Raw genomic sequence first — 17,903 nt, 5'->3', positions numbered from 1 at the left:
TGATCTGCATTCATTTCGCCTCCTTCGATTGTTTGGCGGCCTCCACGTATCTCAATCTTAACTGATGCAGCATCTCTTGCATGAATCTTTCCTCCTCCTCCTCCAGGTTGCCATTGGTTTTGTTCCTCAGAAGCTCCAGCATGTCTATCGAGTAGCGGGCAAGCTCCAGGTTGGGTTTTTCTTTCTTGCCCTCCTTGTCCGGTACCCCCAACTCCAGGGCCTGCAGCGCACCAGCAGCCACCGAGAGCACCAGCTCCAGAAAACGGGGCGGCTTATATTCTTTCTTTTTTTCTGTGGAGTTTTTCTGCTCCTCGTTTTTCATTTCTTCGTTCATAAGCCTGTGGTTGATCCAAGGAGCGTGCGTGCTCCAAGGATGCGTTTAGAGGTTCTATAGATGCGGGGCACTCTTGGGCTTATGCGCGTGGTTATCTCGTAAGGGATGGTGCAAGCCCAGCCGGCGACCTCGTCTGCCGTAAGGAGCGCTTTGCCGTCCCGACCGATCAACGTTACCTCCTCACCAATCTTTGCACCCGAAGCCTTTGAGAGATCCAGCATCATGAGGTCCATGCATACCGTGCCGATGATCGGGTAGCGTTTGCCGCCATAAAGCACCTCGCCTTTGTTTGACAGCGCCCGTGGGTAGCCGTCGCCGTAGCCAACCGAAACCGTCGCCACAAGGGTCTCGTGCTCCAGAACATACGTTCTGCCGTAGCTTATGCTTGCGCCTTTGGGAAGACGCCGAAGGTTCACGATCCGCGTCCGAAGTGTCAGCACCGGCGCAAGGTCAAGGGAAGCCTCCATTCCTTCAGGCTCGATTCCGTAAAGCGCAAGGCCAGGCCTTACAATGTCATAGCGAGCCTGAGGGTATTTGAAGATAGCCGCAGAGTTCGCCGAATGCAGCGCAGGCACCTCGATTCCTTCGCTGCGCAGCCGTGCGATAAGTTGATCGAAGATCGAGACCTGTTTTTCTGTAAACTCCTTATCAGTCTCAGCTGCAGGGAAGTGGGTGAAGACACCCTCAAGCCGCAGGCCGGGTTTGTTGATGACAAGCGAGATGAGTGCGGGCGCCTCTTTCGGACTGACGCCGGTGCGGCCCATACCCGTATCTACCTCTACGTGCACACCCAGAATTTTGCCCCTGCGGTTGGCCTCCTGGGCCAGAGCTTTGGCGAAACCCTCTTCTGTGACAGTGGGAGTCAGGGTGTAGTCGAAGATGGCCCCTATCTCACGGTAGGGGACAGGGGAGAGCACAAGTATCGGTCGCCTTATCTGGCCGTTGGTTCTGAGGTCAATCGCCTCCTCGGTGCTTGCCACACCGAAGTACTCGACCCCAAGGTTTTCAAGCACCCTTGCTACCTCGCGCCCGCCGTGACCGTACGCCTCGGCCTTGACCGCGGCAAGCACCTTGGCCTCGCCCACCGTCTCCCGGATAAGACGGTAGTTATGCACGAGGGCGTCGATATCTATCTCGGCCCATACGCGTCCTCTCTGTGGCATAATCTATTGTATACGACGTGTAAAGCCTGTCAAGCGTTTTAATCACCCCACGAAGTGACTGCATCGGCTGCGCCGTCGCGGGGACCCCGAATTATATCCTCCTTTTGTTCTTTCGGAACAAAGATTTGGAAAATAATTTCTGCTCCCTTGGTGGGAAGGGACTGGCGTGGATGAGCGTCTAAGGATCGTTGCAACCTTAATAGAACCCCCCAACGTATTTCGCAGATTCGACTAACTCAATATATTTAACTGATGAAAGTGATTATGATATCCGCTTCGTCGCGGGGGGCTTGTCTTGAGGTGGCGGTCGGCATCGGGGCGATATACAAAGAAAGGCCCCGGGAAGGGGCCTTTCCAGGGAGGTTGTCATGTTTCAATTAAGGAGTAATTATAACTCAGTTTCATGCTTTGTCAAGTCTGTAAAACGAACTCGGCATCCTTTTCACCTGCGGCGTCGCCATCGTAGATGGCGCAAGATGGGAGAATAAAAAGAAGGGGGCAGCATTGCTGCCCCTAATTGTCTTCTTCCGATCTTTTGGCCGGAGGCCAAAAGGAGGATTTAATCAGTCTTTCTTTTCCTTCTTCGCCTCAAACCACGGCTTGGAGCGCTCGGCCTGCTCCTTTAGCCAGGCGTAGCGTTCGTCAACCTGCCGGTCTATCTCGGCTACTTGCTCTTCAGTCAGATGGCGGAAACGCCCTTGCGGTTTCAGGTACTCAGTGATGGGCTTCTTCTTTGGATCCATCGAAAGCTTGTAGTAGCGGCCTTCGTATATCTCATAGAGGGGAAACATGTGGGTCTGAACAACCAACCTTGCAAGCTGGATGGTGATCTCAGGGGAGCTTCTCCAGCCTGGGGGGCAGGGCGCGATGATATGTAGGAACTTGGAACCCGTGATCTGTTTGGCTTTGTTAACCTTGCGGATGAGGTCCTCTGCGTAGGCTACCGATGCCGACGCGGTGTAGGGTATGCCGTGCGCGGCCATGATGGCCATCATGTCCTTCTTGCGCTCCTGCTTGAAGTGGCGCGGTGGGGTGGTGGACGTTACCGCGCCCCAGGGCGTGGCCGAGGAGCGCTGCACACCTGTGTTCATGTAGGCCTCGTTGTCGTAGCAGACGTAGATGACGTTGTCGTTGCGTTCCACCGTTCCTGAAAGGGCCTGGATGCCAATGTCAAAGGTTCCGCCGTCTCCTGCCCAGGCGACCACGTTGGTCTCGGTATCGCCGCGCATATCAAGCCCGGCCCGGATGCCCGACGCGACAGCTGCAGCGGTCTCAAAGGCCGTATGGAAAAGAGGAACACCCACTGAGGAGTAGGGGAAGGGGCCGTCTATCACCGACCAGCAGCATGCAGGTAAGGTGAGCATCGTCTTTGGTCCAAGGGCCTTGAGTGCAAAGCGCATGGCATTAGCAGCACCGCATCCCTGGCACGCCTTGTGGCCTGCACACATTATCTCCTGTTCGGGTATCGTGTATCTCATCTCTTCACTCCTATCCAGATGATGTCTTGGGTGGGATGATCCTCCTTCATGGTCTGTTCAATCATCCCCTTGATCACATCCACAGGAACGTCGCGTCCGCCAAGTCCGGCGATGTAGCCCCACATCGGAGGTCTACCCTTAACGTTGTAGAGCGCCGCCTTGACCTCGGCGTAGAACGCGCCTGACATGCCGAAGCTTATGTTACGGTCTACGACCAGCACCTTCTTGCGACCGGAAAGCAGCTTGCGCAGAAGCTCTGACGGGAAGGGACGGAACACGCGAATCCTTATAAGTCCTACCTTGTGACCTTCGGAGCGCATCTGGTCGATCACCGGTCTTGCCGTTGACGCGATGGATGCAGAGGTGACGAGAACAATATCCGCGTCGTCCAGCTTGTAGGTCTCGACCAGGCCGTAGTAGCGGCCGAACATCTCTCCGAACTCCTTGCCGGTCTCCTCAAACAGTGGCAGCGCCTTCTGGATGTCGCGCTCGATCTTGTAGCGTAGCTCGTAGTACCAGTCAGGACCGGTGAGCCCGCCGAATGCAGCAGGTTTATCGGTATTAAGTCGGTAGGCGTTTTCGAAGCGGGGCAAATAGGCGTCCACCTTGTCCTGGTCAGGCACCTCGCAGTTCTCGTTGGTGTGAGAGAGCACGAAGCTGTCCAGAACCACCATTGCAGGGAGATAGATCTGTTCCGCGATCTTGTAGGCCTGGATCACCGAATCAAGGATTTCCTGGATGGATGAGGTGTATATCTGAATCCAGCCGGTATCGCGCTGGGCAATGGAGTCGGTCTGATCGGTCCAGATGGTCCAGGGCGGAGCCATGGCCCGGTTGATGTTGCCCATCACGATTGGCAAGCGTGCGCCCGTAGCCCAGTGAAGCACCTCGTGCATGAGGGCGAGTCCCTGGGCAGAGGTTGCGGTGAAGGTGCGCGCACCCGCTGCCGATGCACCCATGGATGCGGCCATTGCCGAGTGCTCGCTCTCCACCTTGATGAACTCCGCTTTCAGCGAGCCGTCCGCGCACATGTTTGAAAGAAGCTCCACAACCTCGGTCTGCGGGGTGATGGGATAGGCGGCAATCACCTCGGCGCGCGAGAGCAGCGCTCCCCAGGACAGGGCGTGGTTGCCCATCATTACCTTCTGCATCAGGCCTCCTTGACCATGCCGATTGCGTCCTTGGGACACTCCACCGCACAGATGCCGCATCCCTTGCAGAAATCGAGGATGACCACAGGGTAGTCTTCGGAGTCGATCTCGATGGAGACGTCGGGACAGAACTTCCAGCAGATGCCGCACTTGTTGCATTTTTCTTTATCAATCACCGGGCGCAGGTTTCGCCAGGAGCCGGTCTTGTTGACCGTCATGCGGCCAAGCGACATCGCCATCAACGGCATGTCCGATTCTTTCTCCCATTTGATCTCTTCACTCATTATTTCTCCTCCGGGGCTTTGGCGACATCGTAGGCCTCCTGGGCCGCCTTCACGTTTTCGTCCTTCTTGACCGGCGAGAGTTCATGCACCGCCTCGCGCACCGCCTCGATTCCCACGAAACCGGTGATCTTTGCAAACGCCCCCAGGATAGCGCTGTTGACAATAGGCGCCGCCTTTGATCCGATTCTGTGTTTGAGAGCGATAGAGGTTGCATCCACTATAGCCACCTTGAAGTCTTTGAACTGGGGGAAGTCGGCGGCCTTTTTCTCGGTGTTGATTATGATCCATCCGCCTGATTTGAGTCCTTCGGTGACATCGATTGCAGCAATCAAAGTTGGGTCAAGCACCAACAGATGATCGGGCGCATAGATCTTGGATCGGATGTAGATTGGTTCGGTGTCGATACGTGTGAAGGCGACCACCGGTGCTCCGCGGCGTTCGACGCCGTACTCCGGGAAGGTCTGAACGTATCTTCCTTCCTTGGCCACGGCGACCGCCAGCACTTTTGAAGCAATCACCGTTCCCTGGCCGCCCCGGCCGTGGAAGCGGATCTCAAGCATCTAGCCTCCTTAGTTGTTACTGGTTTGAGAGAACTTTCGTCCGCTCAGACCAAAGTTAAAAAATCTGAATGACATCTTTGACAAATCACCATTCGTCAAAATCTTATTGTTAATCCCGCTAATCTTATCAGGTTTGATCTTCATAAAGGCAGCATCATCTTGGTATGTTTTTGTCCGATTCGCTTTTCTATAAGCGACCGGATATCAACAACCGCTCCGAATCGAATGAAAGTTTCAAAAAAAGCATCATAATTCACACCCCAGTAAATCATAGCGCAGGCCATCGGCGCACCTTTACCCCAATTTACCCCATTTACCAGGAACCGAAGTCTCGTGTCGTAGAGAAAACATACTGCTGCTGCTCGTCCCCATATGTAGTTCTTCCAATGCGAAGTGTTTGTTGCTACTGGAATTAAAGCAAGCACTTCTGATTCATATTTCCTGTGTGCTTCTGCACACTTGCGGAGCCAATCCTTTATCGTTGTACCCCTTTCTCTGTCGGCACCATAAGGAGGATTGACGTATATGCGCTTGAAATCCCATGATTCAGAGAGACCATCATGTGAAGGTAGTTGGTATTCTGTCTTGGCTTGCACAATTGAAAACTTATTGGAGCATGGGTCTAGTTCAATTCCCCCCCCAAACACCTGTTTGACGGCATCTACGTATTCTTGCGGTGTTCCCCAATCCTGACTCAATGTATTTTGTTTCCGTCCAGCCGTCACGAATGAATCCTCGGCCAGTCTTTACTTTTGAGTGTTTTCAGCTCACTTCTTAGCATGGCAAGATTCTTTTGGGCTGGTGCGATAACAATAAACCACCCCTCAATGGCTTGCGCATTCACACTAAAATAAGACTGTAATTCAGCGTCAGCAGACAAAGCAATCTTGACCTTTGTAAATTTATTGACCACTTTCTTTCCAGTATAGCTTGCTAGTAAAGCGTTGCGTACTGGAGAAAACTCCTTTTTTGGATGCAGCAGAAGGTCATCAATGAATTGAGCAATCCCTTCATCGGTAAGAAACAAAAGCCAATCATAAGACTGAGCCAGGACTTTCAGTTCTTTGTTATGGTTTTCGGAAGTAAACCAGTTGCCGTGATTGCTGACAACCCCAATCGTTAGAATGAAATCGGCTAGAAGCTCTGGATCGTTGGATGCAATTACCTTAGCGAGCAAGGAGTAGTATTCTTGAAGGCAAAACGTTCCATCTTTCTTCTCAATCAAACCACCTAGTCTGCCGTCGGCATAACGCATTTTCTGTAAAGACGAGACGGTTCTGGCAACGTAGGCACCTTGTTTCGCTTTTTCTATAGTCTGTGGCCCTTTTTTTACACCTTCTTCAACGCCCACACGTTTGCATTCAAAAATGGCAAAAGGCTTACGGTGTAAGAAAGATATTGCGCAACGCGCTATGCCTTGCGAGAAGTTATCAAGATAGGCGTTCAAAAAAAGGTCACGGAGGTCACAAATCGTACACGAGTTTCGGAGAGTTAAATCCTTTGATAGCAATACCTTCGACTTTTTAATTGAGTCTCCGGGAATTCCTATTGGTGTAAGTTCCTTATGTCCAGCTATTTTCTTGGCAGTCAAGGGAAGATCGTCATCCTTGAATTCAACCATCTTCTTGTCGTAAGCAGGGTGAAGACTGTATTCGACGTTGTGAGTAAGATCATCATTTGCGTATTCGGGTAAAGGCCGTTCAATTGCAATGTAACGTTCAAAACCCCAAAACTTCAAGTAGTAGAATGTGATTATTTCGACAAACGTGCCTAGGGCACGACCAGCAGCCTTCTTTGTATCCTTAGCATAATGGAATACCTCTTTGGCCAGTAATTTTTGAAGCTGGTCAACCGACGGGTATGCCATTTGTCTTTCTCTAATACCTCAATACCGAAGCGCCCCAGGTGAAGCCGGCGCCGAATGCGGCAAAAAGTACCAGGTCATCGCGTTTGATAAGTCCTTTTGAGATCGCGTCATGGAAGGCTATCGGTATGGTTCCTGCAGACATGTTGCCGTGCCAGCTGATGGTGATGTGGGTTTTATCTAAAGGCACCTTGGCGCGTCTGCAGGTGGCCTCGATTATGCGGGTGTTGGCCTGGTGCGGGATGAATAAAGAGATATTATCCGGATCGACACCGGCCAGCTTGATCGCCTGGATCGCAGCATCACCCATGGTTCGCACCGCGTACTTAAAAATCTCGTTGCCCTTCATGTACAATAAGTGCAATTTCTTATCCACCGTCTCGTGTGATGCTGGCATGCGCGAGCCTCCGGCCGGCTGTATGAGCAGTTCCCCCAGTGAGCCGTCCGCGCCTAAAATGGAAGAAAGAAACCCGCGATCCTCATCCGTAGGAGCTATGATGACAGCGCCTGCGCCGTCACCCAGGAGTACGCAGGTACCGCGATCCTCCCAGTTGGTGATCTTTGATAGAATATCTGCGCCTGCAACAAGGATGGGCTTCGCGATTGAGGAGAGCATTAAAGAGCCTACCTCAAGCCCGTAAAGGAATCCTGAGCAGGCCGCCGAGACGTCAAACGCAGGGATGCCGGGAACATCGAGTCCTTTCTGCACCCAGCAACCGGTGGAGGGAAAGAAGGTATCCGGCGAGATGGTTCCTATAATGATGGCACCCAGGGCGGATGCGGCAAGCCCAGCGTTCCTTAAAGCCTCCTTGGCAGCCTCTATGATGAGATCAGAGGTTGCCTCATCCTCTCGAGCTATATGGCGCTTCTCGATGCCGGTGCGGGTTTTTATCCACTCGTCAGAGGTATCAACTATCTTCTCCAGATCCGCATTCGTCAGCACCTTCTCAGGTAAGTATGCCCCCGTCCCCAGAATCTTAAATCTTCTAAAAAACTTCATCTACCTTACTCTCCTTTCCTGGCCATCAAAGCGGCGAGAGCGAGCGAGTAGAACTTGGAGTCCTCATCGTCGCCGCGAGAGGTTAAAACACAAGGCACCTTTGCTCCGGTGACTATAGCGGCCAGGTGGGCGCCTGCCAGGTGGGCTACTGCTTTATAGAAGATGTTGCCCGCCTCGATATCCGGGAAGATGAGCACGTCGGCGTCGCCAGCCACCTCGCTTTCCACGCCCTTGATGTGTTTTGACTCTTCTGAAACCGCAAGGTCCATGGCCAGTGGGCCGTCCACAATGCATCCTTTTATCTGGCCGCGGCGGTTCATCTGGGTAAGTATCGCCGCTTCGATGGTGGCGTCCATCTTGGGATTGACCTTTTCCACAGCAGCCAGGATAGCCACCTTGGGACGCTCTATCCCCAAGCGATGGGCGATATCCACCGCGTAGCCTATCATGGCAATCTTCTGTTTGAGATCAGGGGCTATAAGAACAGCTACGTCTGTTGTTATAAGAAGCTTGTGGTATGAAGGCACCTCGAGAACGGTGACGTGTGAAAGGAGTTTGCCTGCAGGAAGAAGGCCCTTTTCCTTATCCAGTATGGCGCGCATGTAGACGGCTGAGTCCATAAGACCTTTCATCAGGAAGTCGGCTTTCCTTGTATTGACCAGTTCAACCGGTTTTTGAGCGGCGGCCTTCTCATCCGTGGTGTCAATAATCTTAAAGATAGCAGGGTCAATCTTATACTCAGAGGCTACCTCTTTGATGTGGGTTTCGTGGCCGGTCAGGGTGGCATCAATCATCTGTTCTGTTACTCCGCGGGCCACCGCCTCGATGGTATGAGGGTCTTCCCCAGCCGCCACCGCCACCCGCATCTTGGGCAGACTCTTTACCTTCTCTACTAGCTCTGACAATTTCTTGATAGGCATCAAGCCTCCTTGGGTTCGTCCTTTTTAGTATTCTTGAGCAACTTCCTCTCCTGCAAGAACCCGCAGCGCCCCCTCGATCAGGGACTGCATCTCGTTCTCCCCTGGGTAGACCTTTAATGGCGCTATGAACTTCACACGGGTTTTGACCCAATCCACAAACTGCTTGTCGTAGGCAAGCCCACCGGTGAGAACCACAGCGTCCACCTTGCCGCAAAGCACCGCGGCGCGAGCACCTATCTCCTTGGAGCAGGTATAGGCAACCGTTCCCAGAACCTCGGCTGCCTCTTTGTCACCTGCCTTGATCCTGTCTTCCACCTTCCTCATATCGTTTGTCCCCAGATAGGCAACCACGCCGCCCTTGCCCGCCAGGAGCTTCTTCATGTCCTGTTTGGTGTAGTTGTTGTCGAGCACAAAGCATACCAGGTCCCAGGCAGGCAGGGAGCCTGCACGTTCAGGCGCTATAGGCCCGTCTCCGTTCAGGGCGTTGTTGACGTCGACCACCTTGCCCTTGCGATGCGCGGCGATGGAGATACCCCCTCCCAGGTGGGCTACGATAAGGTTGACCTCTTCGTATTTCTTGCCCATCTCGGCGGCGGCTTTGCGCGCGGCTGCCTTGTGGTTCAGGGCATGGAAGATGCTGCGGCGTTTTATCTCCGGCCGGCCTGTATATCGAGCAAATGGCTCCAGTTCGTCCACCACCACCGGATCCACGATGAACGCCGGGATCCCTAAAGGTTCGGCGACGGCATAAGCGATGAGCCCGCCCAGGTTGGAGGCATGCTCGCCCTGCAAGCCGGCGCGAAGATCGCGAAGCATCGCCTCGTTCACCCGGTAGGTCCCACCAGGGATCGGGCGCATGAGTCCTCCTCTACCTACCACTGCGGAGAGTGTGGAGGTATCAATACCCTTCTCGGCTAAAGTCTCCAGTATCACGTCGCGACGGAACTCGTACTGATCCATTATCTTTGCGTACTTGGCTATCTGGGCCGCCGGATGCGTGAGATTTACCGAAAAAAGTTCTTCCTTTCCCTCATAAACGGCTATCTTCGTTGAAGTGGAGCCAGGATTTACTGCGAGAACTCGTAACTCTGACACATGTTCCTCCTTGGGGTTGAGGATACGGATTCCACGCCCAATGTCAAGCCGAAAACACCCCAAACAAAAGCTTCGTTTTCTTTGGGAACCTCGCCCGTCACTGCGAGGCTTCCGCAGGAAGCCAAAGCACCGAAGGAACACAGCAGGGATAATCTTGGTGCCCTGCATTCAACAGGTAACTTTCCCTCCCTGGTGGACAGCGTGCCCCTTGGGATGCCAATTTTACTGCATCCCATAGGGTAGGGGGACAAAGCGGGCAACGACCTCTCAAATTCGTCATCGCGAGGGAGCTTCTAGCTCCCGTGGCGATCCCATAGCACTAACCGAATACCCTTGGCGATCACCTCTGTGTCTCAATGCAGTGCCATGAGATTGCTCCGCAAGAATGTAGGGGCGTACCTTTAGGTGCGCCCGAACAGTAATCTCCACCTCCTCGGTGGAGGGGGACAAAGGGGGAGGGGAAACCGCCTCACCTCCTCCCAGCCTCCCCCATCAAGGAGGAGGAGTTTTTTTTCGGATTAAGTATGTATGGGCTGACCTCAGTGTGCCCCTTGGGATATTTTTATCCCATAGGGTATCAGGTCAGCCCGAATAAAGTCTAAAGGAGGAGAAATGACAATAGAATTACAAAAAGCTAAGTCGGCACTTGCCGATATCCAAGGTGCTGTAGCCATGAATAAAGGGAAACCTATTGTAATATCAACCGCAGAACTCATCCATTTAATAGAGCCTATCCTCATAATCTTGGAACGTTTGGGAAACCAATCGCATAATCACAAAACCTAGAGCCTGTATAACTCTTTTCGGGCCGGTCTGAAGACCGACCCCTACGTTTTTTCAGCGGACACAAGACCGCCCCCAATTCGTCGTTGCGAGCAAGGCGAAGCCTTGCGTGGCAATCCCATGGCAGTATCTGAAACACAGGGCAACCACCTGAGTGTCTTGGGCAGAGTGTCATAGGATCGCCACCCTCACCCTACCCTCCCCCATCAAGGGGGAGGTGGCCCCCTCCCTCGACGGGAGGGGGCGGCGACAGCCGGGTGAGGGTGAATCCCCCTTTAATTCCCCCTTAACAAGGAGGACAACTCTGCAGCCCCCCTTCTGCAAGGGGGGTAGGGGGGATTTAGCGACAAAGTTCGTAGGGGCTGACCTCAGTGTGCCCCTTGGGATATTTTTATCCCATAGGGTATCAGGTCCGCCCGAATAATTAAACGGGCCGACTTTTTTACCCCAGACGTCTGCTTCCCGCCCCATCATTTTACACTTTGCAATTTGCATTTTGACTTTTGCATTCGCGACGCAGTCGCGCCACCTGCCGTCAGCTGTCAGCCGTCAGCTGTGAGCTGTTATTTGTCCACCTTTTGGGTAGCTTTTGACCAACTTATTCGGCATCGGACCCGCAAAATGTCCAACTTTTGACCAGCTTTTGACCCACTTTTGACCAACTTTTGACCAGCTTTTGTCCTATTTTTTTCAGGCGAAATCCCGGATGACTTTGAGCACCTTCTCGGTCTCCTCGGCAGTGTTGTAGAAGTGTGGGGAGAGCCTGATAGCACCTTTGCGCAGTGAGACGATGATGCGGGCATCACTAAGTTCCTCGAACAGCTCTTTTGAATCCTTACCTTGAAACCGGAAGGTGAGTATGCCTGAGGCGTGATCCTCCTTGAAGGGTGAGAGAATCTCCGCATCCATCTGTTTTAAACCTTCCAACAGGAATCTGCGGGTCTGGAAGATCCTCTCGTTAATCTTTGCTATCCCTACCGAGTTCAGGATCTTCAGATTCTCAACGAACCCTACGAGCGGGACTCCAGGATAGGAGCCGGGCTCGAACCGGCCCGCGCCCTGTTTGAGAGGAGGCAGGGGGTCGAAGATGTTGAAGTCTTTCCAGGAAAGGCTCATCCATCCCGCAAACGCGGGCTTCAGCCGAGACATGGTCTTGGCGTTCACATAAAGGATCCCGGCGCCCACCGGACCCAGGAGCCATTTGGCAGACCCGGCGGCAAAGAAGTCCACGTGAAGCTTTGAAAGATCAAGCTCTAAAGCACCCGCACCCTGGATACCGTCAACCACCAGGAAGATGCCTTGAGCGTTGCAGAAATCCCCAACTTTCTTAAGATCAACCCTGTAACCTGTAAAGAAGTCAACCCAGTCTATGGCCACTGCACGGGTATGTTCATTGGTTGCATCCAGAATCCTATCCTCAAGCGGTCTGTCGTCTTCAATCTCTATCTGATGTTTCTCTATCTGCGGCAGATTCTGCTCCCACGGGACGATGTTTGCAGGGAAGCCGTCCTTGATCAACACGATGTTGTCGCCCTCCTGCCATGGTATGGAGTAAAGGGCAGCTAAAAGTCCCATTGAGGTGTTGGGGATGAAACCTATCTGGGAAGGCTGGGCTTTAAGAAGTTTTGCCGACTCGCCGCGAAACTCGGAAAGCTCGGTGCTCCAGAAATCCCACGATTTATCCCCAAGCTTGAGTTCATCAATCAACGCCTTCATACGCTTGCGTGTAGGGACAGCAAGTGGAGAGCTGGATGCGTGGTTGAAGTAGATGATGCCTCTGGTGCGGGGAAAGAGTTGAGTGACATCCATACACAATCCTACACCTCTATGGGGTAGAGTCAAGTGATCAGTTCCCTTGACAATTCCCGATTCACGATTAAGCTTCTCTGATATGAAAATCGCTCTGTTTGCGGACTATCATGGAGGAAATCGCGTATGGCCTCTTCTTGAGGAGGCACTGGAGGATCAACGTTTAGACCTGATTGTTTTTGCCGGTGATATCTTGGATTCAGCAGAACGCGAAGCCGAATGGCAAAAGGTTCGCTCGACCGGTAAAGCCCCGCGCAAGTCCAAGGCGGAATCGGAACATGATGGCGTTATAGATGAGCTGATCTACCGCGAGTTCTTCATCAATCTTACAGGATTCGGGGTGCCGGTTGTGTTCGTTCCCGGGCATCTGGATGCTCCAACCGCCCGGCTTAATGAAACGGCGAAGGGTTTTCCCAACGTGCATAACGTTCAAACCGAGCCTTTCGAGGTAGCGGGCTACACCTTTATTGGCTGGGGTGGAGCTGTTGGACCGGTTGATGTGGACGCGAGCTTTTATTGTTTGAAAGGGAAAACACTCAAGAAGCATTTATCTTCCGGGTTTGGCTCCGATCCTGATCAAACCGTACTGCTTGTTCATACCCCTCCTATCTCAAGGGTTGACCTTGATCCCGCTATAGACGATCATGTGGGAGCGAAGGTAATAAACGAGGTGATAGAGAAGCATCAACCTGCGTTCTGTTTCTGCGGTCACGCTCACGGTACGCCCGGACAGGACAGTATAGGTCCCACGGTTGTAGTCAATCCGGGTCCCATGTTCCGAGGCCGCTACGCCCTCATCAATACAGAACAGCATCGGGTGCTATTCCCTACGCCGCTTAAGGTGTGAACGAGTCAGTTTGGGAGGCGCTTGAGCATACAAGCGACCTGGAGCTCCTTATCCGTGGAGCAAGCGAAGAGGAGCTTTTTGCCAACGCAGCAGAGGCGTTGCTTGCGCAGATAGTCGAACCGGAAAGTGTAGGCGAGAGCGAGCAGCGTAGGATCGAGGCGAGATCCGAAAGCGTTGAGGAACGTTTTCTTGACTGGCTGCGTGAACTGTTGTATTGTGTTATAACGCAAGGTTTTCTTGTGCATCATGCAGAGGGTGTGAGGCTTTCAAAAGTGGGAGATCAATACAGGTTGGAGGCGGTGGTCTGCGGCGAGATGCTCGATTTAGGACGCCACAACCTGTTGCATGAGGTTAAGACGGTGACCTACCAGGATTTCCTCTATGGAAAAGAGGGGAATCTCTGGCGGGCACGCGTAGTGTTTGACGTGTAGGAGGACGTATGAAGAAGGTCAGCTGTAAGGTAGCAGCAGGCCGCTGCAACCAGGGTTTTCATAAGGTCGGCGATGAATATGTTGTTGGAGACCTGACACCTGAAGGCATCTGCACCTCCGCGTTCGCCTCCATCTTTCCCTTGATCCTTACCATTCAGACCGGCGGGGCGTTCTTCTGGGAGAAGAATAAACAGGTTACCCGTGCGGCCTGTCCTGACGATGACGGAGTAATATTTGAGATTCGGCCGTTAGACTACAAGCCTTAAGAAAGGAGATAAGCTCATGCGTAGATTGTTGCCGGTCTTAGTGTTGGCGGCTTTGGCCTGCGGATCTAAGCCGTCTGCAAGTGAGGCCGAATCGGTGAGCCTTCCTGAATCTCGATCCAAGGTTCTTTTTGTGATCGCTCACCAGGGATTTCGAGATGAGGAACTTGCCACTCCCAAGAAGATTCTGGAAGAGGGTGGATTTGCCGGCGTAATAGCCTCAACCGACACCAGCGTTGCGAAGGGTATGCTGGGCGCGAAGGTGAAGCCTGATCTTTTAATCTCGCAGGCCAATGCCGACGATTACGTTGCTCTGGTGATCGTGGGGGGGGCGGGTGCCAGGACGCTCTGGAGCGACAGCACCTTGATTCGATTGGCAGGCGAGTTCAAAGAGGCCGATAAGATCCTCGGAGCTATCTGTCTTGCTCCAGTCGTCTTTGCACGTGCAGGTATACTGAAAGGCATAGATGCGACCTGCTTTTCCTCCGTCGCTTCCGAACTGAAGGCCGGAGAAGCCAACTACCTGACAGAAGACGTGGTATGCAGAGGAAAGATAGTTACCGCCTCCGGCCCTCGTGCTGCTGAGGCTTTCGGGCACAAACTGCTGTCCTTGCTCAAGAAGGAAGAGGAGTGAGGGCGGTCGTTCAGCGAGTAAGCCGGGCAGCGGTCAGGGTGGATGGAAACCAAAAGGCTTCGATCTCGAAGGGGCTCTTGGTTCTACTTGGAGTGGAGAAAGGGGACAGCGCCGAAGAGATTGTCCGCTTCGCCGAGCGACTTCCGAGACACCGGTTCTTCACCGATGCCGACGGCAAGATGAATCTTTCACTTAAAGATGTCGGAGGAAGCATTCTTGTTGTTTCCCAGTTTACCCTTGCCGCCAATCTTGCAAAGGGTCTGCGACCCTCTTTCGATCCGGCGATGGAACCTGATCGAGCTCGAGAGTTTGTGGGAGTCTTTGTTGATACGCTTCGTTCAGCTGGGATAGATGTTAAAGAGGGTGTTTTTGGTGCGCACATGGAGGTTGAACTGGTCAATGATGGGCCTGTGACGTTCGTATTTCAAGGAGCCTTGTGATGGTCAACAGCATGACCGGACAAGGAAGGGCCGTTGCTCCCATCAAACCGGAGGGATTACGTCTAACAGTGGAGGTGCATTCACTAAATCACCGCTATCTTGAGGTGAGTGTTAAGCTGCCTGATCAGTTGGCAGGTTACGAGGAAAAGATCAAACAGGTGATAAAAGAGAACCTAAATCGCGGCTCGGTGAGTGTTACTGTCCACCTTGAAGAATCCAACGGCAAGCGTCTGGTTCTTGCCCAGGAAGTTCTTGACGATTTTCTGCATCTTCTAAAGGAATTGCGAAAGCGGGTGCCTGTATCTGAAGAAATAACCCCTGAGCTACTCTTCCGAATCCCCGGTCTTATCAAGGAAGAGTCTCGTGATGTGGAGACGGCCAGGCTCTGGAAATACACGAAGCGCTTGGTTGATCGTGCTATTAAGGATCTGGTAAGGATGCGCCGCGCCGAAGGAAGGAACCTTGAGAAGGATCTAAGAGGACGCCTTAAAGTCATCAACAGCAATCTGAGTGCTGTTAAGCGCAGGATCCCTGGACGAATCAAGAAGAAACGCGCCAAGCTTCTGGAGCTTCTGGAAGAGATGAAGATTGAACCTGACCGCAACCGGTTGTTGCAGGAGGTTCTCTATTTCTCGGAGCGGTTCGATATCCATGAGGAGTGCGTTCGACTTGAAAACCATATAAAACTCTTTAGGGAGACACTTCGGGCCAAGGAATCCAACGGCCGAAGGCTGAACTTCATCACCCAGGAGATGATGAAGGAGACCAACACCATCGGATCTAAGGCGAACGATACCGCGATTACCCACTTCGTTATAGCTATGAAAGAAGAGGTAGAAAAGATTCGCGAGCAAGTCCAGAATGTTGAGTAGGAACCCATTTTTGTTTATACTTTCGGCTCCCTCAGGTGCGGGGAAGACAACATTGTGCCGCTCGCTTGTGCGGCGCGATGACAAGGTTCGCTACTCGGTTTCGGCAACCACCCGGCCGAGGCGCGGTAAGGAAGAAGACGGCAAGGCCTACCATTTCGTAAGCGACGAGGAGTTTTCGAGCCTGGCCGAGCAGGATGGTTTGCTTGAATGGGAGGAGGTTTACGGTTATCGCTACGGCACTCCTAAAGCCCAGGTCCAGGAGCTGCTCGCAGCGGGGTTTGACGTTGTGTTGGATATGGACATTAATGGAGCGCTTCATCTGAAGGAGCGTTACCCTGAGAGCGTTACCGTTTTTTTGCTGCCGCCCAGCCTTTCCGAGCTGCGCCGCAGGCTTACCGCAAGGGGACGGGACGATCGCGAGACGATCGAGGTGCGCCTTGCGCGTGCCGAGGCTGAGATCGAACGGGCTAGGGAGTTCGATTACGTGGTGGTGAACGATTCGCTTTCTGCAAGCCTCGCTTTGCTTCAGGCTATCCTTGATGCGGAACGCGCTCGCGCTGCGCGAATTAAAAAGATTAAACTAACGGAGGATTGATGCAAGAAACCTCCCTTGAGAAGATCTGGGAGCGTTACGAAAACAAGTATCACTTTTTGGCGATGGCCTCGAGGGAAACACGCCGCCTGATCGAGGAGGTGGCAGAGGGACGAATTGATGTGGTAGAAAACCCATATCGCTTGGGGCTGGCACGCACCCTGCGTGGAGAGGTTGAAGAGAAGGAAGAATGAACGAGCGACTTCTGTTGGGAGTAACCGGGTCAATAGCCGCGTACAAAGCCCCCTTCATCCTTCGCAGGCTTCGTGAAAGGGGATTTCGAGTACCTGTGGTTTTGACAGAGGCGGCCCAGCATTTCATCGGGCGTGTTACATTCGAGTCATTGACCACCGATGGGGTCTACGATAACCTGTGGGCAAGGCGGGAGGCGCTTTCACATATCTCGCTTCTTGAAGGCACCCGTCTTGTTCTTATAGCCCCTGCAACCGCGGACATCATTGCAAAGGCTGCTCATGGTCTGGCCGACGATCTGCTCTCAAGCCTTATTCTGGCGGCAGACCCGAAGCTCTTGCTTTTTGCACCGGCCATGAACACCGGGATGTGGCGGAATCCGGCTACCCAGGAGAATATAGCCACACTCAAGGGGCGCGGTGCCGGGTTTGTTGAACCTGGCGAGGGCGAGCTTGCATGCGGGATAGTCGGTAAGGGTCGGCTTGCTGAGATTGAAGAAATCGTGCTCGCTGCCGAGAGGTTGCTCCGAACACATCCGATTCTTGGAGGTAAAACGGTGGTTATTACCTGTGGTCGGACAGAGGAGGAGCTCGATCCGGTAAGGGTTATTACCAACCGATCATCCGGCAGGATGGGTGCAGAACTTGCCAGGGCGTTTGCCAGGGCCAGAGCCGATGTGACACTCCTCGCAGGCCAGGTGAGCGTGCCACTGCCCTGTGGGGTCCAGATCATCAGGGTGAACTCGGCAGCCCAGATGCTTGAACAGCTTACATCCCTTATGCCATCTACCGATGTATTGCTCATGGCAGCAGCTATCGCAGACTACAGACCACAACAGACTCCGGGCTATAAAATCAAGGATAGGGAGCTCACCTTAACCCTTTCTAAAACCCCAGACATTCTGTCCGCATTTGCAGATTCATCAACCGTTCGTATTGGTTTCTCTGTTGAAGCCGCGGAAGACTGGAGGGCTGCGGCGCTTGAAAAACTTACCTTAAAGAAGCTCGACGCGATAGTGGCCAATCCGGCTGAGGTTATAGGTAGAGAACAAACCGAGGCTGTGATTATCTATTCAGGCGGCGAGGAGATTGAGGTCCCACGAACGAGCAAGGAAGAGCTGGCGGAAAGGCTGGTTGAGGTGACCGCCGAACTTATGCAAAGGAAGGAGAGCCGTGGCTGAACCACTAGAAA

General features: G+C 53.1%; 22 protein-coding genes. 9 read left to right on the top strand and 13 right to left on the bottom strand.

The annotated features are described in order from the left end of the window. Window positions 1–10: 10 nt before the first annotated feature. The 13 genes from CEE36_00495 to CEE36_00435 all read right to left on the bottom strand — a co-directional run bounded on the left by CEE36_00495 (window position 11) and on the right by CEE36_00435 (window position 12,441). Entirely contained in the window at window positions 11–334 is a 324-nt protein-coding gene (locus CEE36_00495; GenBank protein TKJ44254.1) for a hypothetical protein, read from the bottom strand. After that, window positions 331–1,497, bottom strand: a complete 1,167-nt coding sequence (gene alr, locus CEE36_00490; GenBank protein TKJ44253.1) for an alanine racemase — start codon at window positions 1,495–1,497, stop codon at window positions 331–333. The genes CEE36_00495 and alr overlap by 4 nt, the downstream gene beginning before the upstream one ends. 563 nt (window positions 1,498–2,060) lie before the next feature. After that, window positions 2,061–2,975, bottom strand: a complete 915-nt coding sequence (locus tag CEE36_00485; protein ID TKJ44252.1) for a 2-ketoisovalerate ferredoxin oxidoreductase — start codon at window positions 2,973–2,975, stop codon at window positions 2,061–2,063. Then, complete coding sequence (porA, locus tag CEE36_00480; protein ID TKJ44251.1) at window positions 2,972–4,126, bottom strand: pyruvate ferredoxin oxidoreductase; 1,155 nt, start codon at window positions 4,124–4,126, stop codon at window positions 2,972–2,974. The genes CEE36_00485 and porA overlap by 4 nt, the downstream gene beginning before the upstream one ends. Next, window positions 4,126–4,365 (bottom strand): pyruvate synthase, encoded by a 240-nt coding sequence (locus tag CEE36_00475; GenBank protein TKJ44454.1) that lies wholly within the window; start codon window positions 4,363–4,365, stop codon window positions 4,126–4,128. Before CEE36_00475 ends, porA begins: the two co-directional genes overlap by 1 nt. A gap of 44 nt (window positions 4,366–4,409) precedes the next feature. Then, window positions 4,410–4,970: a pyruvate ferredoxin oxidoreductase gene (locus CEE36_00470; protein TKJ44250.1), complete on the bottom strand. Its 561-nt coding sequence runs from the start codon at window positions 4,968–4,970 to the stop codon at window positions 4,410–4,412. Between the two features lie 140 nt (window positions 4,971–5,110). Further along, the gene (locus CEE36_00465; protein ID TKJ44249.1) at window positions 5,111–5,695 is read right to left on the bottom strand and encodes an N-6 DNA methylase; all 585 of its coding nucleotides are present in this window, start codon (window positions 5,693–5,695) and stop codon (window positions 5,111–5,113) included. Beyond that, the gene (locus CEE36_00460; GenBank protein TKJ44248.1) at window positions 5,692–6,837 is read right to left on the bottom strand and encodes a hypothetical protein; all 1,146 of its coding nucleotides are present in this window, start codon (window positions 6,835–6,837) and stop codon (window positions 5,692–5,694) included. The genes CEE36_00465 and CEE36_00460 overlap by 4 nt, the downstream gene beginning before the upstream one ends. Before the next feature lie 10 nt (window positions 6,838–6,847). Beyond that, on the bottom strand, window positions 6,848–7,834 hold the full coding sequence (locus CEE36_00455) for a 3-oxoacyl-ACP synthase (protein TKJ44247.1): 987 nt from the start codon (window positions 7,832–7,834) through the stop codon (window positions 6,848–6,850). A 5-nt stretch (window positions 7,835–7,839) separates the two neighbouring features. Beyond that, window positions 7,840–8,748, bottom strand: coding sequence for a phosphate butyryltransferase (locus CEE36_00450; protein TKJ44453.1), 909 nt, complete (start codon window positions 8,746–8,748; stop codon window positions 7,840–7,842). 30 nt (window positions 8,749–8,778) lie between these two features. After that, entirely contained in the window at window positions 8,779–10,017 is a 1,239-nt protein-coding gene (buk, locus tag CEE36_00445; protein TKJ44246.1) for a butyrate kinase, read from the bottom strand. A gap of 786 nt (window positions 10,018–10,803) precedes the next feature. Further along, a complete protein-coding gene (locus tag CEE36_00440; GenBank protein TKJ44245.1) occupies window positions 10,804–11,127 on the bottom strand; it encodes a hypothetical protein in 324 nt (107 codons plus the stop codon). Window positions 11,128–11,322: 195 nt separating this feature from the next. Beyond that, window positions 11,323–12,441, bottom strand: a complete 1,119-nt coding sequence (locus tag CEE36_00435; protein ID TKJ44244.1) for a hypothetical protein — start codon at window positions 12,439–12,441, stop codon at window positions 11,323–11,325. 82 nt (window positions 12,442–12,523) lie between these two features. Here CEE36_00435 and CEE36_00430 point away from each other — a divergent pair, with 82 nt between their 5' ends. The 9 genes from CEE36_00430 to CEE36_00390 are packed head-to-tail and all read left to right on the top strand — an operon-like array spanning window position 12,524 to window position 17,892. Next, on the top strand, window positions 12,524–13,288 hold the full coding sequence (locus CEE36_00430) for a hypothetical protein (GenBank protein TKJ44243.1): 765 nt from the start codon (window positions 12,524–12,526) through the stop codon (window positions 13,286–13,288). Continuing rightward, window positions 13,285–13,719 (top strand): hypothetical protein, encoded by a 435-nt coding sequence (locus CEE36_00425; GenBank protein ID TKJ44242.1) that lies wholly within the window; start codon window positions 13,285–13,287, stop codon window positions 13,717–13,719. Before CEE36_00430 ends, CEE36_00425 begins: the two co-directional genes overlap by 4 nt. 8 nt (window positions 13,720–13,727) lie before the next feature. Continuing rightward, the gene (locus CEE36_00420; protein TKJ44241.1) at window positions 13,728–13,985 is read left to right on the top strand and encodes a hypothetical protein; all 258 of its coding nucleotides are present in this window, start codon (window positions 13,728–13,730) and stop codon (window positions 13,983–13,985) included. 16 nt (window positions 13,986–14,001) lie between these two features. Then, complete coding sequence (locus CEE36_00415; GenBank protein TKJ44240.1) at window positions 14,002–14,616, top strand: thiamine biosynthesis protein ThiJ; 615 nt, start codon at window positions 14,002–14,004, stop codon at window positions 14,614–14,616. Next, entirely contained in the window at window positions 14,613–15,056 is a 444-nt protein-coding gene (locus tag CEE36_00410) for a D-tyrosyl-tRNA(Tyr) deacylase (GenBank protein ID TKJ44239.1), read from the top strand. The genes CEE36_00415 and CEE36_00410 overlap by 4 nt, the downstream gene beginning before the upstream one ends. Beyond that, entirely contained in the window at window positions 15,056–15,928 is an 873-nt protein-coding gene (locus CEE36_00405) for a YicC family protein (protein ID TKJ44238.1), read from the top strand. Before CEE36_00410 ends, CEE36_00405 begins: the two co-directional genes overlap by 1 nt. Beyond that, a complete protein-coding gene (locus CEE36_00400; protein TKJ44237.1) occupies window positions 15,918–16,523 on the top strand; it encodes a guanylate kinase in 606 nt (201 codons plus the stop codon). The genes CEE36_00405 and CEE36_00400 overlap by 11 nt, the downstream gene beginning before the upstream one ends. Next, complete coding sequence (locus CEE36_00395; protein ID TKJ44236.1) at window positions 16,523–16,714, top strand: hypothetical protein; 192 nt, start codon at window positions 16,523–16,525, stop codon at window positions 16,712–16,714. The genes CEE36_00400 and CEE36_00395 overlap by 1 nt, the downstream gene beginning before the upstream one ends. Then, complete coding sequence (locus CEE36_00390) at window positions 16,711–17,892, top strand: bifunctional 4'-phosphopantothenoylcysteine decarboxylase/phosphopantothenoylcysteine synthetase (GenBank protein TKJ44235.1); 1,182 nt, start codon at window positions 16,711–16,713, stop codon at window positions 17,890–17,892. Before CEE36_00395 ends, CEE36_00390 begins: the two co-directional genes overlap by 4 nt. Window positions 17,893–17,903 lie beyond the last annotated feature (11 nt).

It is taken from the genome of candidate division TA06 bacterium B3_TA06, from assembly GCA_005223075.1.
Classification (GTDB): domain Bacteria; phylum Hydrothermota; class Tepidihabitantia; order B3-TA06; family B3-TA06; genus B3-TA06.
This window is presented reverse-complemented; position numbering and strand designations above follow the sequence as displayed.

Excerpts from the sequence above, each read along its gene's own strand:
- CEE36_00495 (TKJ44254.1), bottom strand. The coding sequence starts at position 334 with ATGAACGAAGAAATGAAAAACGAGGAGCAGAAAAACTCCACAGAAAAA.
- alr (TKJ44253.1), bottom strand. The coding sequence starts at position 1,497 with ATGCCACAGAGAGGACGCGTATGGGCCGAGATAGATATCGACGCCCTC.
- CEE36_00485 (TKJ44252.1), bottom strand. The coding sequence starts at position 2,975 with ATGAGATACACGATACCCGAACAGGAGATAATGTGTGCAGGCCACAAG.
- porA (TKJ44251.1), bottom strand. The coding sequence starts at position 4,126 with ATGCAGAAGGTAATGATGGGCAACCACGCCCTGTCCTGGGGAGCGCTG.
- CEE36_00475 (TKJ44454.1), bottom strand. The coding sequence starts at position 4,365 with ATGGCGATGTCGCTTGGCCGCATGACGGTCAACAAGACCGGCTCCTGG.
- CEE36_00470 (TKJ44250.1), bottom strand. The coding sequence starts at position 4,970 with ATGCTTGAGATCCGCTTCCACGGCCGGGGCGGCCAGGGAACGGTGATT.
- CEE36_00460 (TKJ44248.1), bottom strand. The coding sequence starts at position 6,837 with ATGGCATACCCGTCGGTTGACCAGCTTCAAAAATTACTGGCCAAAGAG.
- CEE36_00455 (TKJ44247.1), bottom strand. The coding sequence starts at position 7,834 with ATGAAGTTTTTTAGAAGATTTAAGATTCTGGGGACGGGGGCATACTTA.
- buk (TKJ44246.1), bottom strand. The coding sequence starts at position 10,017 with ATGCAGGGCACCAAGATTATCCCTGCTGTGTTCCTTCGGTGCTTTGGC.
- CEE36_00440 (TKJ44245.1), bottom strand. The coding sequence starts at position 11,127 with ATGCAAATTGCAAAGTGTAAAATGATGGGGCGGGAAGCAGACGTCTGG.
- CEE36_00435 (TKJ44244.1), bottom strand. The coding sequence starts at position 12,441 with ATGGATGTCACTCAACTCTTTCCCCGCACCAGAGGCATCATCTACTTC.
- CEE36_00430 (TKJ44243.1), top strand. The coding sequence starts at position 12,524 with ATGAAAATCGCTCTGTTTGCGGACTATCATGGAGGAAATCGCGTATGG.
- CEE36_00420 (TKJ44241.1), top strand. The coding sequence starts at position 13,728 with ATGAAGAAGGTCAGCTGTAAGGTAGCAGCAGGCCGCTGCAACCAGGGT.
- CEE36_00415 (TKJ44240.1), top strand. The coding sequence starts at position 14,002 with ATGCGTAGATTGTTGCCGGTCTTAGTGTTGGCGGCTTTGGCCTGCGGA.
- CEE36_00405 (TKJ44238.1), top strand. The coding sequence starts at position 15,056 with ATGGTCAACAGCATGACCGGACAAGGAAGGGCCGTTGCTCCCATCAAA.
- CEE36_00400 (TKJ44237.1), top strand. The coding sequence starts at position 15,918 with ATGTTGAGTAGGAACCCATTTTTGTTTATACTTTCGGCTCCCTCAGGT.
- CEE36_00395 (TKJ44236.1), top strand. The coding sequence starts at position 16,523 with ATGCAAGAAACCTCCCTTGAGAAGATCTGGGAGCGTTACGAAAACAAG.
- CEE36_00390 (TKJ44235.1), top strand. The coding sequence starts at position 16,711 with ATGAACGAGCGACTTCTGTTGGGAGTAACCGGGTCAATAGCCGCGTAC.